Below are 15,516 nucleotides of genomic sequence, written 5' to 3'. Positions count from 1 at the left end.
GCGCGAAAATTCATCATGGCAGACAACTTACCATTGATGTCCCGATCGTTGCCGATTGCGCTGCTGCGCGCGCGCGAGCGGGTGATGGGGCCGATCCGAGGCGTGCTTGCCAATGCGGGTGTGACCGAGCAGCAATGGCGCGTGCTGCGCGTCCTGCAGGAGGAAGGTCCGCAGGAGCCGACCCGGATTGCCGAGCGTGCTTGCCTGCTGCTGCCAAGCCTGACCCGGATCCTGAAAAATCTGGACGACAAGAAACTGATCGTCAGACGCCCGGACCTGAAGGATCGCCGCCGCCAGATCATAGAAATCAGCGAAGACGGGGTGGCGATTATTCATGCCAACCTGTCGGCCATTGTCGAGCTTGCCGATCAAACGCGCGAGACGCTGGGGCCGGACCGGCACGAGATGCTGCTGGATCTGTTGAACGAACTTCACCTGATGGAGTCCTAGTTGAAGATTCAAAATCGGCTCTAATCCAGCGGTTTTACCCGGTCGCGACCGGCTGCGCGTCGTATCCAGCCGAACGATCTGCCGAAACCCGTTGCCCGCACGGGCCTCGCGTCGTATTTTGTGCATTATTTTACACAGACGGTCTGATCGAGATGGATGCGACCAAGCCAGCTGTCCCCGCAAAGGGGATCAACCCGCATGATCTGAGCGCCCGCGTTGGCGCTCGGGTCCGGCGCGCCCGGCAGATGCGCGGCATTCCGCGCCGGGTGCTGTCGGAAAGTTCCGAGGTTTCGCCACGCTACCTGGCGCAGCTTGAGGCGGGTGAGGGCAATATCTCGATCGGGCTGCTGCAGCGTGTCGCGCAGGCGCTCGACTATAAGGTCGAGTGGCTGATCGGCGAGGATGATCCCTGGGATTCGGATGCTTTGCAGGTGGCGGAACTGTACCGGCAAGCCAGCGCCGAGGTCAAAGGCGCGGTGATGGACGCACTACGCCCGCAGCCGGACGGTGATGCCCGGGCGCAGCGGATCTGCCTGATCGGCCTGCGCGGGGCCGGGAAATCAACGCTGGGCGCGCTGCTGGGGGATGCGCTTGACTTGCCCTTCGTCGAACTGACCGCCCGGATCGAAGAGATGGCCGGTATGCCCCTGTCCGAGGTGATGGCATTCTATGGTCAGGACGGCTATCGCAACCTTGAGGCGCAGGCGCTGGAGCGGGTGATCACCTCGCATGACCGACTGGTTCTGGCGGTCGCCGGCGGCATCGTGGCCGAACCTGCAACCTTTACCAACCTGCTGAACCGGTTCCACACGGTGTGGCTGCGCGCCTCGCCGACCGAGCATATGGAACGGGTGCGGGCGCAGGGTGACGAACGCCCCATGGCCGGCAACCCCGAGGCGATGGAACAGCTCAAATGCATCCTCGCCAGCCGCGAGGCGCTTTATGGTCGTGCAGATGCCGAGCTGGACACCTCTGGTCAGCCAGCTAAGGCCTCGCTGGCCGAGTTACGGCAACTGATCGAGCACCGAGGCTTTCTGAAATAGAATCTATTTCGGTTCTTTCAGCCACCCATCCGCAAAAGCGACATCCTTCAAATCCGCGAACCGCCGGACCCGATCAAGTTCGGCCTGCAGACGGCGTGTCCGTGCATCAGACCAGCGCAGCTTACGCTCGGGCCACAGCGCCCGGACGTGTAAAACATCCCGATCCCGTTGGGCCTTCATATCGATCCGACCGATCAAGCGGTCGCCCTCCAGCAGCGGAAAGACGTAGTAGCCATAGATGCGCTTGGGCTCGGGTACAAAGACCTCAATCCGGTAGTGAAAGCCAAATAGCCGCTCGGCCCGGTTCCGGTCACGCAGCATCGGATCGAATGGGCTGAGGACCCTGATCCGACCGGGGGGCGGGCCCAAGGCCTTCGCCTCATCGCAGAGACCGGGGCGGGCATAGACCTTCCGCTCTTTCCCTCCTGAACAGTCGACGATGATCTCCTCGATAGTGCCCCGTGTTAGAGCCTGTTCGCACCACATCTTGGCCTCGGCTGCGCTGACCGTATCCCAAAAGGCCGCCAATTCGCCCGAGGTCGCAAACCCCAACCGATCCAGGGCCGCGTTGCATAGCCAATCGATGGTGGCCTCGGTGTTGCAATCCCCGCCGGGGCAAAGATGCGCGTCGATCACCCGTTCGGTCAGGTCATAGCGCTTCTGGAACCCATCGCGCCCGACAACCGTCAGCGCGCCGGACCGCCAGAGATATTCCAGCGCCGTCTTGGACGGGTGCCAGTCCCACCAACCGCCCGAGCCTTTCTTTTCGTCCTTGCCAACATCGGACGAGCCCACCGGCCCATGGTCGCGGATATGCTGTAGGACGGTTGCGAATTTCTGTTCAAACCCATCGCGCCGCCAGTTCTTCCAGCGCGCTTTCAGCATGTCAGCATCGCGCAGAAAGCGTAGATGCCAGTGGCGGTAGAATTCCATTGGGATCACGGCGGCGTCATGGGTCCAATGCTCGAATAGCGCCCGGTCATTTTCATAGAGCCGCTTGAGATGGCCCGCGCGATAGCTGGGCCTGCGCGCATAGAGGATCATGTCATGGGCGCGGGCAACAGTGTTGATACTGTCGAGCTGAACAAACCCCAGACGGTGGATCAGATGCAGCAAATCCTCACCCTTCGAACCACCCGAGGGTTGTTCCAGTAGCGCGTGGCGATCCATGAACAGGGCCCGCGCGGCGCGATTGTCCAGACGTTGCAGGGCCATTGCGCGTCAGCGCCGTTTCAACGTGTCGCCGTAGCTGATCTTGGGGGTCAGGGTGACGCGGGTTTCGACCTCGGTGTTGGGATCGGCCAGTTTCGCCGCGATGATCTGGGCCGCAGTGCGCCCGATCTCGGTCCGGCAGGCATCCATCGTGGCCAGTTTGCGCGGCAGCCCCTGCAGCAGTTCGACATTGTTGAACCCGGCCAAGCCAATCTGACCGGGCACATCAATCCCCTGATCCAGCAGGTACAACAACCCGCCCGCACCGATCATATCGTTGGAATAATACAGAAAATCCAACTCGGGTGAGCGTTCCAGCATCGCCTGCGTCATCTCTCGCCCCTTGGCCAGCGCCGAGCCGCCCGAGTAGAATTCGCGATCCTCGATCTCGACCCCGTGCTTGCCCAGCACCTCGGTGAACCCTTCGAACCGTTTCCGCGCGCGGTGATCCAGCGGCATCTTAGTGCCCATAAAGCCGATATGCTCATACCCGGCCTTCAGGATCGCCTGTGCCATCTCGCGCCCGGCGCGGCGGTGCGAAATGCCCACCATCGCATCCACTGGCTTGCCATCAGTATCCATGATCTCGACCACCGGAATACCGGCAGAATCCAGCATGGCCCGCGCGGCGTCGGAATGTTCCAATCCCGCGATGATCACACCGGAAGGCCGCCACGAGAGCATCTCGTACAGCACCTTCTCTTCTTTCTCGGGCAGATAGTCGGTTACGCCGACCACCGGCTGCAGCTCTGTGTCCTCCAACACCTGATTGATGCCCGTCAGCACCTCGGGAAAGACCATGTTGGACAGCGACGGGATGATGACTGCGACCAGATTCACCCGGCTGGACGCCAGCGCGCCCGCGATCTTGTTGGGCACATATCCCAGCTCTTTCGCGGCAGCCAGAACGCGGGTTCTGGTCGCGTCCGAGACATCGCCGCGATTGCGCAGCACCCGGCTGACGGTCATTTCCGACACCCCGGACGCTTCCGAGACATCACGAAGGGTAAGCGGACGTTTAGTTTCTGTTGTCACCGGGGATACCTGCATAGTTTGTTTCGCCGATGGTAGCGTGAACAGGGCGAACTGTTCAACTGTTGTGCAAAGCCGATGACAACCCGAAAAATCCCGGCTAGAGAAGGCGATGCGCGGCCCCGTGGCTCAACTGGATAGAGCAGCCCCCTCCTAAGGGGCAGGTTGCAGGTTCGAATCCTGCCGGGGTCGCCAGGTTTTACTGATGCGGCGTACGAATTATTGCGGTTGCAGTATAGCTGTGATCGGAACTGCCGCTGGCTTGAATAGAGTAAACGGTAGGCAATGTGCCAGCATCTAAACCTTGCAAGGCACGCACCCGTGCCAGCAAAATCTGGTTCCGCGAGTTTGTTGGGATTCTGGTGCCCAGGAGAGGACTCGAACCTCCACGTCCATACGGACACTAGCACCTGAAGCTAGCGCGTCTACCAATTCCGCCACCTGGGCAGGTGTCGTGGAGGGGCGTTTAAGCCCACAGACGGGGGGCGTCAACCGGATTCGGGCAGTTTTCGAAAAAGTTTTTTGGCGACCCGCGCCCGGCACGGTTTTTCGGGCCCGCGCGGCGTTATTGCGCCTTGTTTGCCGGGCGCTTGGGCGGTAGATCTGATCAGGACCCAGACAGCAGGAGCGCCATCATGTCCAAACTGGTCACGATTTACGGTGGATCGGGCTTTGTCGGCCGCTATGTCGCGCGCCGGATGGCCGCCGAAGGGTGGCGTGTGCGGGTGGCCGTGCGCCGTCCGAACGAGGCGATGTTTGTCAAAACCTACGGTGCCGTCGGACAGGTTGAGCCGATCCTGTGCAACATCCGCGATGATGCCTCGGTGGCGCAGGCGATGCAGGGCGCGTTGGCGGTGGTGAATTGCGTCGGTGTCTTGAACGAATTGGGCAAAAACGGGTTCGATGCGGTGCAGGCGGAAGGGGCGGAGCGGATCGCCCGTTTGGCCGCGGCGCAGGGTGTAGACCGGATGGTCCACATCTCGGCCATCGGCGCGGATGCAGAATCTGACAGCGACTATTCGCGTACCAAGGCCGAAGGTGAGGCTGGCGTGCTGGCGCATATGCCCGATGCTGTGATCCTGCGGCCCTCGGTCGTGTTCGGGCCCGAGGATCAGTTCTTCAACCGCTTTGCCGGGATGACCCGGACCAGCCCCTTCTTGCCGCTGGTTGGTGCCGATACCCAGTTCCAGCCGGTCTATGCCGACGATGTCGCGCACGCCGCGGTGCTGGGTGCGGTCGGGCAGGCGCAGCCGGGTGTTTATGAGCTGGGTGGTCCCGAGGTCAAAACCTTCCGCGCACTGATGGAGCAGATGCTGGAAGTTATCCACCGCCGCCGCGTCATTATCGGGATGCCGTTTTTTGCGGCGAAGGTTATGGCGGGCGTTCTGGATATGGTGAAATTCGTCAGCTTCCAGCTTTTCCCCAACACCATCCTGACCCGCGACCAGTTGAAAAACCTGCGCCGGGACAATGTGGTGTCGGACGGGGCCAAAGGCTTTGCCGATCTGGGCATCGAGCCCGTGGCGCTGGAATCGATCCTGCCCGAGTATCTGTGGAAGTTCCGCCCAGCGGGTCAATATGACGATATTCAGAACTCGGCCAGCAACCTGCGGACCTGATCAGCCATAGGCCATGATCAGCAGGATGATCCCCAGCACCACGCGGTAGATCACGTAAGGCGTGAAGCTGACGCTGCGCAGCAGGCGCATCATCAGGCTCAGCGCCAACAGGGCCGAGACAAAGGCGAACAGCGCCGCAATCGCTCCGTCGCGCGCCAGTTGTGCGTCTGCCTGCCGGATCACATCAACCGATAGCAGCGCGCCCGAGGCCAGAATGGTCGGGATCGACATCAGCATGGCCAGCCGCGCGCCGTCTTCGCGGGTATAGCCCAACTGCCGCGCGCCGGTGATGGTGATGCCCGACCGTGATGTACCCGGGATCAGGGCCAGCACCTGCCACAACCCCATGATCAGCGCGTGGCGCGGACCCCAGTCGCTGGCTTGTCTGGTCTGCGGGCCTTTCTGGTCCATCCAGTAAAGGACCAGCCCAAAGATCAGCATTGCCCATCCGATCACCGCGACCGATCGCAGGGCGTGGGTCAGCCCCGTGACATGCAGAACCGCGCCCACAACAATCGTGGGAATAGTGGCCACAACCAGCCCCATCGCCAGCCGTGCCTGCGGGGTATCCAGCCGCCCAGTCAACGCCCGCGGCAACCCCGCCAACGCCTGTTTCACGTCAGATCGGAAATATAGAACCACCGCACCCAGCGTGCCCACATGCACCGCGACATCAATCGCCAGCCCTTGATCTGCCATGCCGGTCAGGTGGGGCAGCAGGATCAGGTGGCCCGAGGACGAAACCGGCAGAAACTCGGTTATGCCCTGGATGATCGCCACCAGAATCAACTGAAAAAGACTCATCTGCCCGCCCGTCCGGATGCCGGTTATTCTTTGTCTGTAATGGGTATAAGCGCCATGGCGGAAAGAAAAGCGCTCAAATAGGTCCGAATCGGATCTAAAAAAGCGTATTAATTCCGAAAACTTCAGGGTGAAGGCATATTTTTTTGAAAAAAGGTCAGCATAACTTACTTTTCATCTCAAGCCGGTTCTCGTAAACAGTCCCGACCAAGCCAATTCATGGAGTCTGACCCGTGGCCAAGCAACCGATGCTGAAATTTGTGCAGATCGATCGCGTCATGCCGGAAAAGCGTGCCGCTGATGATCGCAAGGAAGACTTCGATGAAATCTATGCCGAGTTCGCCTCGGCCAAGGCCGAAGAACAGGCCAGCCGTTGCAGCCAATGCGGTGTGCCTTATTGCCAATCTCATTGCCCGCTGCACAACAATATCCCCGACTGGCTGCGCCTGACCGCAACAGGCCGTCTGGAAGAGGCCTATGAGACCAGCCAGGCCACCAACACCTTCCCCGAGATCTGTGGCCGCATCTGCCCGCAGGATCGCCTGTGCGAAGGCAATTGCGTGATCGAGCAATCCGGTCATGGCACCGTCACCATCGGGACGATCGAGAAGTACATCACCGATACCGCATGGGACAAAGGCTGGGTCAAGCCGGTCGCGCCGGTGACAGAACGCAGCGAAAGCGTAGGCATCATCGGTGGTGGCCCCGGCGGTCTTGCAGCGGCTGACATGCTGCGCCGTGCGGGCATTCAGGTCACGGTCTATGACCGCCACGACCGTGCCGGAGGTCTGCTGATGTATGGCATTCCGGGATTCAAGTTGGAAAAGGACATTGTTCAGCGGCGCAATGATCTGCTGGCTGACGGTGGTGTGACGTTTGAATTGAATTGCGACGTCGACGCCGCGAAATTCGAAGAAATTCGTGGCAAGCATGATGCAGTGATCATTGCGACCGGTGTTTACAAGTCGCGTGATCTGTCGATGCCCGGTAGTGGGATGGGCGGGATCGAGAAGGCGATTGATTTCCTCACCGCCTCGAACCGCAAAAGTTTTGGCGACAAGGTCGAAGATTTCGACAGTGGCCGTCTGAATGCCGACGGCAAGAAGGTCGTTGTGATTGGCGGCGGCGATACCGCGATGGATTGCGTGCGGACCTCGATCCGTCAGGGCGCAACCTCGGTGAAATGCCTCTACCGTCGTGACCGCGCCAACATGCCGGGCTCACAGCGCGAGACGCAGAATGCCGAGGAAGAAGGCGTCATATTCGAATGGCTCAGCGCACCCAAAGGGTTCACCGGCGACGACAAGGTGACCGGCGTGATGGTGCAAAAGATGCGTTTGGGTCAGCCCGACGCAACCGGTCGTCAGGCGCCCGAGGTCATTGAGGGCGCGGATTACGTCGAAGATGCCGATCTGGTGATCAAGGCTTTGGGTTTTGAGCCCGAAGACCTGCCAACCCTGTTCGGACAGCCCGACCTGCCCGTGACGCGTTGGGGCACCATTAAGGCCGCCTTCGAAACCGGTGAGACCGAGATGGAGGGCGTCTATGCCATCGGTGACATCGTGCGCGGGGCCTCTCTGGTCGTGTGGGCGATCCGTGATGGTCGGGATTGTGCCGACGCGATCATCGACCGGTTCAACGCCAAAGCGGCTGTCGCAGCCGAATAAGCCCAGCGATCAGGAGGGACAGCGATGCCCGAATTGCAAGGCCAATGCATGTGCGGTGCGGTCACCGTGACCGCGACCCCCACGCGCGATGCGCTGGGGGCGTGCCATTGCGACCAGTGTCGCCGCTGGACCAGCTCGATGCTGATGACTTTTCAGGCCGAGCCCGGCTATGCCGCGCTTGGCCCTGTGAAAACCTTTACCTCGTCCGACTGGGCCGAGCGCGCCTTTTGCGCCGAATGCGGCTCATCCCTGTGGTACCGGATCACACTGCCCGGCGAGATGCACGGGCAGACCCAGATGGCTGCTGGCCTTTTCGACAATGCGACCGGCAGCGATCTGAAACTGGAACTTTATATCGATAAAAAGCCCGCGGGCTACGCGTTCGCAGGCGAGCGCAAGCAGATGACCAAAGCAGAGGTCGAAGCCATGTATGCCCCCTCTGATCAAGGAGACAGCCAATGACCAAATATGATGCCGATTGGGTGCGGGCCGAAGAGGCCAAACGCCAGTGGATGGCGGAAAACGGTCTCTATTCCGAGGACGAAGAGCATTCCTCCTGTGGTGTAGGTCTTGTTGTGTCAGTGGATGGCAAGAAAAGTCGCAAGGTTGTCGATGCGGGGATCGATGCGCTGAAAGCGATCTGGCACCGCGGAGCTGTGGATGCCGATGGAAAGACCGGCGATGGCGCGGGTATTCACGTGCAGATTCCGGTGCCGTTCTTTTATGATCAAATCCGCCGCACCGGCCACGAACCCAACCTGGACGAGTTGATCGCCGTTGGTCAGGTCTTTCTGCCCCGTACCGATTTCGGTGCGCAGGAACAATGCCGGACCATCGTGGAAACCGAAGTACTGCGGATGGGCTACTACATCTATGGTTGGCGTCATGTTCCAGTCGATGTCACCTGTCTGGGTGACAAGGCCAATGCGACGCGCCCCGAGATTGAACAGATTCTGATCTCGAACTCAAAGGGCGTGGATGAAGAGACTTTTGAGCGCGAGCTATATGTTATCCGTCGCCGTATCGAAAAGGCGGCGCTGGCGGCTGGAATCTCGGGCCTCTATCTGGCGTCGTTGTCCTGCCGGTCGATCATCTACAAAGGCATGATGCTGGCCGAGCAGGTCGCCGTGTTCTACCCCGATCTGATGGACGAACGCTTTGAATCCGCCTTCGCGATCTATCACCAGCGCTATTCTACCAACACTTTCCCGCAATGGTGGCTGGCGCAGCCATTCCGCATGCTGGCGCATAACGGCGAGATCAACACGCTCAAGGGCAACATCAACTGGATGAAAAGCCATGAGATCCGCATGGCCAGCGGCACCTTCGGCGACCATGCCGAAGACATCAAGCCGATAATCGCGGGCGGGTCGTCGGATTCCGCCGCATTAGACTCGGTTTTTGAGGTTCTGGTGCGCGCTGGGCGTTCGGCGCCCATGGCGAAAACCATGCTGGTGCCGGAAAGCTGGTCCAAGCAGGCGGTCGAACTGCCGCAGGCGTGGCGCGATATGTATTCCTATTGCAATTCAGTGATGGAGCCTTGGGACGGCCCCGCCGCGTTGGCGATGACAGATGGCCGCTGGGTCTGTGCGGGTCTGGACCGCAACGGCCTGCGACCGATGCGGTACGTGGTCACCGGCGATGGTCTGGTCATCGCGGGGTCTGAGGCCGGGATGGTTCCGATTGATGAGGCATCGGTGGCCGAGAAAGGTGCGCTGGGGCCGGGGCAGATGCTGGCCGTGGATATGAAGCGCGGCAAGCTCTATCGCGACAAGCAGATCAAGGACAAACTGGCCCGCGCGCTGCCCTTCGGCGAATGGGTTGGTAAAATCCATGATCTGGATGAATCGCTTGCCGGCGTGAGCGAGACCCCCAAATTCATCGGGGAAGAGCTGCGCAAGCGGCAGATTGCGGCGGGTTACTCGGTTGAAGAGCTTGAGCAAATCCTTGCCCCGATGGCTGAGGATGGCAAGGAATCGCTGGCCTCGATGGGCGATGACACACCTTCGGCGGTTCTGTCCAAAAAGTACCGCCCGCTGAGCCATTTCTTTCGCCAGAACTTCAGCCAGGTGACGAACCCACCGATCGACAGCTTGCGGGAATACCGGGTGATGTCGCTGAAAACCCGGTTCGGGAACCTGAAAAACGTGCTGGACGAAGACAGCAGCCAGACCGAGATCGTGGTGCTGGGCAGCCCGTTCGTGGGCAACGCACAGTGGGACAAGCTGGTGGAAACCTTCGGCTCTCCATTGGCGGAAATCGACTGCAGCTTTGAGCCCGGTCGTGGCGCGTTGAGCGCCGCATTGGCCCGTGTCAGAGCTGAAGCAGAAGAGGCCGTGCGCTCGGGCGCTGGCCATCTGGTGCTGTCCGACATGAACTCGGGCCAGGGCCGGGTGGCGATGCCGATGATCCTTGCGACCAGCGCGGTGCATTCGCATCTGACCCGTCAGGGCCTGCGGACCTTCTGTTCGCTTAACGTACGCTCGGCGGAATGTATCGATCCGCACTACTTTGCCGTTCTGATCGGCTGTGGTGCGACCGTGGTGAACGCCTATTTGGCCGAGGATTCGCTGGCTGACCGCATCGACCGCGGCTTGCTGGATGGCACCCTGACCGAAAATGTCGCGCGCTATCGCGAGGCCATCGATCAGGGCCTGCTGAAGATCATGGCCAAGATGGGGATTTCTGTGATCTCGTCTTATCGCGGTGGTCTGAATTTTGAGGCGGTCGGCCTCAGCCGCGCGATGGTGGCCGAGTATTTCCCCGGCATGACCAGCCGGATTTCCGGGATCGGCGTCACCGGTATTCAGACCAAGGCCGAAGAGATTCACGCCAAGGCATGGGACAGCGGTCTGGACGTGCTGCCCATCGGCGGCTTCTACAAGGCACGCAAAACGGGTGAGACCCATGCGTGGGAAGCAACCTCGATGCACATGATGCAAATGGCCTGTAACAGAGCCTCATACGAGTTGTGGAAGCAGTACTCGGCCAAGATGCAATCCAACCCGCCGATCCATCTGCGTGACCTGATGGATTTCAAACCTCTGGGCAAGCCGGTGCCGATTGAAGAGGTGGAATCCATCACCTCAATCCGCAAACGCTTTGTCACGCCGGGCATGTCGCTTGGCGCGCTGTCGCCCGAGGCACATAAGACGCTGAACGTGGCGATGAACCGGATCGGCGCGAAATCCGACAGCGGCGAGGGCGGGGAAGATCCGGCGCATTTCGTGCCGGAGCCCAATGGCGACAACCCATCGGCCAAGATCAAACAGGTGGCCTCGGGCCGGTTCGGTGTGACTGCCGAGTATCTGAACCAATGTGAAGAACTTGAGATCAAGGTCGCCCAAGGTGCGAAACCCGGTGAGGGCGGTCAGCTGCCGGGCATGAAGGTCACCGACCTCATCGCGCGTCTGCGGCATTCGACCAAGGGCGTGACGCTGATCTCGCCGCCGCCGCACCATGACATCTACTCGATCGAGGATCTGGCGCAGCTGATCTATGACCTCAAGCAGATCAACCCGCGCTGCAAGGTGACGGTGAAACTGGTGGCATCCTCGGGCGTGGGTACGATTGCCGCCGGTGTGGCCAAGGCGAAAGCGGATATTATCCTTATTTCGGGTCACAATGGTGGTACGGGGGCCTCGCCCGCGACCAGCATCAAATACGCTGGCCTGCCGTGGGAGATGGGCCTGACCGAGGCACATCAGGTTCTGGCAATGAACAACCTGCGGGATCGTGTGACTCTGCGCACCGATGGCGGCCTGCGCACGGGCCGAGATATCGTCATGGCCGCGATGATGGGGGCCGAGGAATACGGCATCGGCACCGCCGCGCTGATCGCGATGGGCTGTATCATGGTGCGTCAGTGCCAGTCGAACACTTGCCCGGTCGGTGTGTGTACGCAGGACGAAGACTTGCGCGCCAAATTCACTGGTAACGCCGACAAAGTCGTCAACCTGATCACCTTCTACGCGCAGGAAGTGCGCGAGCTGCTGGCCAGCCTCGGCGCGCGTTCGGTGGATGAGATCATCGGGCGGGCCGATCTGCTGGCGCAGGTCAGCCGGGGTTCGGCGCATCTGGACGATCTGGACCTGAACCCGCTGCTGATCACCGTCGATGGCGCGCATAACATCGTCTACAACCGTGACAAGGATCGCAACGCGGTGCCAGATACGCTGGACGCTGAGATCGTGCGCGACGCGGCGCGGTTCCTGAAAGATGGTGAGAAGATGCAGCTGTCTTACGCGGTCCAGAATACGCATCGGACCGTGGGCACGCGCGTGTCCAGCCATATCGTGCAGAATTTCGGCATGCGGAACACGTTCCAGGACGACCATCTGCATGTGAAATTGCAGGGCTCGGCCGGGCAGTCGCTTGGGGCCTTTGCCGCGCCGGGGTTGAAGCTGGAAGTGTCGGGTGATGCCAACGACTATGTCGGCAAAGGCCTGTCGGGTGGTATGATCGTTGTGCGCCCGCCACAGGTCAGCCCGCTTAAGGCGGATGCCAACACTATCATCGGCAACACCGTCCTGTACGGGGCCACCGACGGCCACCTGTTCGCCGCAGGCCGCGCAGGTGAACGGTTTGCAGTGCGGAACTCGGGCGCGAAAGTGGTGATCGAGGGCTGTGGCTCGAACGGATGTGAATACATGACCGGTGGTGTGGCCGTCATACTGGGCGATATCGGTGCCAACTTTGGCGCGGGCATGACGGGTGGCATGGCCTACCTCTATGACCCCGAAGGCAAAGCGCAGGCGTTGATGAACATGGAAACGCTGGTGACCTGCCCGGTCACTGTGGATCATTGGGAAGACCAGCTGAAGACCTTGATCGAGCGTCATGTCACCGAAACCAACAGCCGCAAGGCGGTGGATATCCTGCAACATTGGGAGGTCGAGAAAGCCCATTTCCTGCAGGTCTGCCCGAAAGAGATGCTGAACAAACTCGGCTATCCACTGACGCTTGAGGCGGCGGCGGTTCCAGCCGAATAGGCTCTGAACCAGGCGAAAATGCAACCCTGCGTGTCATTTCAAACACGCAGGGTTTTCTTTTGTGCGCGCATAATGCGCCGATTCCTTGCCGGATTCTGCCGAAATCACCTAGCTTTGGTCATAGTTTGTTCAGGCATTGCAGGCAGTCTGCGATCCAGCAGATGCGAGTGAAGTGGAGTTGTCAGATGCCCACGACCTATACAGACCAGTTTTTCGTGCTCGACCCGGCCAATCCGGGGGCGAATGGGACTGTGGTTGGTTCAACGCTCACGGTCCAAAGTTTTGATATCGTCGACCAGAATGACGACGACCTGATCAACCGGCTGAACGGCGACTCGGTGGATGGGGTGGACATCACCGCCTCGTATTTCAACGACATGGTAACGATTGAGCTGCCGGATGGATCTGAGGTGACCTATACCGGCGTCACCTTCTATCTCGCCGACGGGCGAGAGGTGTTTACCCCCACCGATGGGTCGGTGCTGCAGCAAGGGACGTTTGTCTCGTCTTCGGTGACAGATTTTAGCGACAATGGCGGGTCTTTTGGCTCGGTCGATATCAACAATGGGGATCTGGGCCCGCCCTGCTTTACGCCGGGCACGCTGATCGATACCCCTGATGGCCCACGCCTGATCGAGGAGCTTGCGCCCGGTGATCTGGTGAAAACCGCCGACAGCGGCGCGAAACCTGTGCTGTGGATTGGACGCACAACGGTCGAGGCGCGCGGCAAGCTGGCCCCGATCCGGTTCGACGCCGGGGTGTTCGGCCTCAGCCAGCCGTTGCTGGTGTCACCTCAACACCGGATGCTGATCGACGATTGGCGCGCGCCCTATCTTTATGGTCATTCCGAAGTGCTGCTTGCTGCCCATTGTCTGGTGAATGGCACCAGTGTGACACGGGTTGAGGGCGGCCAGGTCGATTACATCCATCTGCTGTTCCGGCGGCACGAGATCGTGTTCGCCAACGGGGCGAAAAGCGAAAGCTATTACCCCGGTCACGCGGTCGCGCGGTCCGAACAGAACACGCAGGCTGAGGTGCTTGCCCTGTTTCCCGAATTGCAGACGCGTGGCGCGGTTGCGGCCAAGACCGCGCGCCCGGTGGTCCGCCCGCGCGACGGGCGGCTGATGGCGAAATAACCCGTTTCAAATGCGCCGGTCGCGGCGTATAGCAAAGCATGGCAAAAAAAGCAGCCCGCAAGACTCGCGGTAAGAAAAAACAGGCAACCAAAGCGAATACGGTATCAGGCGCAATCGCGTGGATTCGGCGCTGGGCGTTGCGTGCTGTTCTGGCGGCAGCAGCAGTTTTTGTGGCGCTGGTGCTGCTTTATGCGGTCGTGAACCCTCCGGTCACGCATACGATCTGGTCCGAATGGCGGCGGCTGGGCCGGGTTGAGCGTGAATGGGTCCCGATTGAAGAGATCTCACCCATCATGGCGCGCTCTGTGGTGGCGGCTGAGGACGCGAATTTTTGCCTGCATTGGGGCTTTGACGTCGAGGCGATCCGGGACGCGCTGGAAGATGGCGGCAGCCGTGGGGCCTCGACCATCACGCAGCAGGTGGTGAAGAACGTGTTCCTCTGGCAGGGGCGCAGCTGGGTGCGCAAGGCGCTTGAGACCTCGATGACCCCGGTGGTCGAGATGGTCTGGAGCAAGCAGCGCATTCTTGAGGTCTATCTGAACGTCGCCGAAACCGGTCAGGGCGTGTTCGGGGTCGAGGCGGCGGCGCAGAAATATTATGGCGTCAGCGCCGCAAAGATGAGCCCCGTACAGGCGGCGCGGTTGGCGGCGATCCTGCCCTCGCCACGCAACCGGTCAGTGACGGACCCGTCGGTGCGTACACGCAGGCGGGCAGCGTCAATTCTGGATGGGGCGGCCACCATCCGCGCAGATGGACGCGCTGACTGTTTCGAGGATTGAAACCCCGCCCCCTCAGGCGCTAAAGCTTGAGGTGCATTCTACTGGTTCGATTGGAAGCCCATGGCGCGTCTGTTTCACGTTCCCCTCTCACCCTATTGTCGCAAGGTTCGCCTGTCTCTGGCCGAAAAGAAGATCGAGGTTGAGCTGGTCGAAGAACGATATTGGGAACAGGACCCGGATTTCCTGCGCCGCAACCCGGCGGGCAAGGTTCCGGTGCTGCGGCTGGACGGTCAGATCATGGCCGAAAGCGCTGCGATCTGCGAATACATAGAAGAGACCCGCCCCGAACCGCCCCTGATGCCCAAAAAGCCCGAGGCGCGGTATGAGGTGCGGCGCCTTGTGGGGTGGTTCGATGACAAGTTTCATCACGAGGTCACGTCGAAGCTGCTGTATGAGCGGGTGAACAAGAAGGTAACCGGGCAGGGTTATCCCGACAGCAAGAACGTCAAGGAAGGCGCGCGCGCGATCAAGTATCACCTGGATTATATGGCGTGGCTGCTGGACCACCGCCGCTGGCTGGCCGGAGATCAGATGACACTGGCCGATTTTGCGGCTGCGGCGCATCTGTCGGCGCTGGATTATATCTCGGACGTGGACTGGAACCGCAGTTCGGCGGTGAAGGATTGGTATGCCAAGATCAAGTCTCGGCCAGCGTTTCGGTCGATCCTGGCGGATCAGGTGCCGGGGTTTCGGCCTCCGGCGCATTACGCTGATCTGGATTTCTGATAGGCTAAGGGGTAGGGGGCTGTCTGCCCCCTCTTGGCCCGCTGGGCCAATTCACCCCCG

Annotated in this window: 12 protein-coding genes and 2 tRNA genes; 10 read left to right on the top strand and 4 right to left on the bottom strand. The window is 60.6% G+C overall.

Annotated elements, in window-relative coordinates; all coding sequences use genetic code 11:
- Nucleotides 1-15 precede the first annotated feature (15 nt).
- Both hpaR and ACR0J1_RS14690 read left to right on the top strand, forming a co-directional pair.
- Nucleotides 16-450: a homoprotocatechuate degradation operon regulator HpaR gene (hpaR, locus tag ACR0J1_RS14695; protein WP_480733717.1), complete on the top strand. Its 435-nt coding sequence runs from the start codon at nt 16-18 to the stop codon at nt 448-450.
- Between the two features lie 152 nt (nt 451-602).
- On the top strand, nt 603-1,493 hold the full coding sequence (locus tag ACR0J1_RS14690; RefSeq protein WP_480733716.1) for a helix-turn-helix transcriptional regulator: 891 nt from the start codon (nt 603-605) through the stop codon (nt 1,491-1,493).
- 3 nt (nt 1,494-1,496) lie between these two features.
- On the opposite strand, the gene ACR0J1_RS14685 is transcribed toward ACR0J1_RS14690, so the two are convergent.
- Together ACR0J1_RS14685 and ACR0J1_RS14680 are read right to left on the bottom strand one after the other, a co-directional pair.
- Entirely contained in the window at nt 1,497-2,708 is a 1,212-nt protein-coding gene (locus ACR0J1_RS14685; protein WP_480733715.1) for a winged helix-turn-helix domain-containing protein, read from the bottom strand.
- A 6-nt stretch (nt 2,709-2,714) separates the two neighbouring features.
- On the bottom strand, nt 2,715-3,740 hold the full coding sequence (locus ACR0J1_RS14680; protein WP_480733714.1) for a LacI family DNA-binding transcriptional regulator: 1,026 nt from the start codon (nt 3,738-3,740) through the stop codon (nt 2,715-2,717).
- Nucleotides 3,741-3,855: 115 nt separating this feature from the next.
- Here ACR0J1_RS14680 and ACR0J1_RS14675 point away from each other — a divergent pair.
- Nucleotides 3,856-3,932: transfer RNA gene (locus tag ACR0J1_RS14675), tRNA-Arg, on the top strand.
- Nucleotides 3,933-4,097: 165 nt separating this feature from the next.
- Here ACR0J1_RS14675 and ACR0J1_RS14670 read toward each other — a convergent pair.
- Nucleotides 4,098-4,184: transfer RNA gene (locus ACR0J1_RS14670), tRNA-Leu, on the bottom strand.
- A 188-nt stretch (nt 4,185-4,372) separates the two neighbouring features.
- Between ACR0J1_RS14670 and ACR0J1_RS14665 the strand changes: the two genes are divergently transcribed.
- A complete protein-coding gene (locus ACR0J1_RS14665; RefSeq protein WP_480733713.1) occupies nt 4,373-5,356 on the top strand; it encodes a complex I NDUFA9 subunit family protein in 984 nt (327 codons plus the stop codon).
- Here ACR0J1_RS14665 and ACR0J1_RS14660 read toward each other — a convergent pair whose 3' ends face one another.
- A complete protein-coding gene (locus tag ACR0J1_RS14660; protein WP_480733712.1) occupies nt 5,357-6,160 on the bottom strand; it encodes an undecaprenyl-diphosphate phosphatase in 804 nt (267 codons plus the stop codon).
- A gap of 230 nt (nt 6,161-6,390) precedes the next feature.
- Here ACR0J1_RS14660 and ACR0J1_RS14655 point away from each other — a divergent pair, with 230 nt between their 5' ends.
- The 6 genes from ACR0J1_RS14655 (at nt 6,391) to fzlA (ending at nt 15,456) form a co-directional block, all read left to right on the top strand.
- Nucleotides 6,391-7,824 carry an NAD(P)-dependent oxidoreductase gene (locus tag ACR0J1_RS14655; RefSeq protein WP_480733711.1) on the top strand — a complete coding sequence of 478 codons (1,434 nt, stop codon included), beginning with the start codon at nt 6,391-6,393 and terminating at the stop codon, nt 7,822-7,824.
- Between the two features lie 24 nt (nt 7,825-7,848).
- Entirely contained in the window at nt 7,849-8,286 is a 438-nt protein-coding gene (locus ACR0J1_RS14650) for a GFA family protein (RefSeq protein ID WP_480733710.1), read from the top strand.
- Nucleotides 8,283-12,815, top strand: a complete 4,533-nt coding sequence (gene gltB / locus ACR0J1_RS14645) for a glutamate synthase large subunit (RefSeq protein ID WP_480733709.1) — start codon at nt 8,283-8,285, stop codon at nt 12,813-12,815. Before ACR0J1_RS14650 ends, gltB begins: the two co-directional genes overlap by 4 nt.
- Nucleotides 12,816-13,000: 185 nt before the next feature.
- On the top strand, nt 13,001-13,951 hold the full coding sequence (locus tag ACR0J1_RS14640) for a Hint domain-containing protein (RefSeq protein WP_480733708.1): 951 nt from the start codon (nt 13,001-13,003) through the stop codon (nt 13,949-13,951).
- Nucleotides 13,952-13,989: 38 nt separating this feature from the next.
- Entirely contained in the window at nt 13,990-14,730 is a 741-nt protein-coding gene (mtgA, locus tag ACR0J1_RS14635) for a monofunctional biosynthetic peptidoglycan transglycosylase (RefSeq protein ID WP_480733707.1), read from the top strand.
- Between the two features lie 60 nt (nt 14,731-14,790).
- Nucleotides 14,791-15,456 carry an FtsZ-binding protein FzlA gene (gene fzlA, locus ACR0J1_RS14630; RefSeq protein WP_008757447.1) on the top strand — a complete coding sequence of 222 codons (666 nt, stop codon included), beginning with the start codon at nt 14,791-14,793 and terminating at the stop codon, nt 15,454-15,456.
- Nucleotides 15,457-15,516: the final 60 nt, after the last annotated feature.

The sequence above is a fragment of the Ruegeria sp. CJ3 genome (genome assembly GCF_056536725.1).
This window is presented reverse-complemented; position numbering and strand designations above follow the sequence as displayed.

Coding starts and splice junctions, on each gene's coding strand:
- ACR0J1_RS14685 (WP_480733715.1), bottom strand. CDS start 2,708: ATGGCCCTGCAACGTCTGGACAATCGCGCCGCGCGGGCCCTGTTCATG.
- ACR0J1_RS14640 (WP_480733708.1), top strand. CDS start 13,001: ATGCCCACGACCTATACAGACCAGTTTTTCGTGCTCGACCCGGCCAAT.
- mtgA (WP_480733707.1), top strand. CDS start 13,990: ATGGCAAAAAAAGCAGCCCGCAAGACTCGCGGTAAGAAAAAACAGGCA.
- ACR0J1_RS14665 (WP_480733713.1), top strand. CDS start 4,373: ATGTCCAAACTGGTCACGATTTACGGTGGATCGGGCTTTGTCGGCCGC.
- hpaR (WP_480733717.1), top strand. CDS start 16: ATGGCAGACAACTTACCATTGATGTCCCGATCGTTGCCGATTGCGCTG.
- gltB (WP_480733709.1), top strand. CDS start 8,283: ATGACCAAATATGATGCCGATTGGGTGCGGGCCGAAGAGGCCAAACGC.
- ACR0J1_RS14650 (WP_480733710.1), top strand. CDS start 7,849: ATGCCCGAATTGCAAGGCCAATGCATGTGCGGTGCGGTCACCGTGACC.
- fzlA (WP_008757447.1), top strand. CDS start 14,791: ATGGCGCGTCTGTTTCACGTTCCCCTCTCACCCTATTGTCGCAAGGTT.
- ACR0J1_RS14690 (WP_480733716.1), top strand. CDS start 603: ATGGATGCGACCAAGCCAGCTGTCCCCGCAAAGGGGATCAACCCGCAT.
- ACR0J1_RS14660 (WP_480733712.1), bottom strand. CDS start 6,160: ATGAGTCTTTTTCAGTTGATTCTGGTGGCGATCATCCAGGGCATAACC.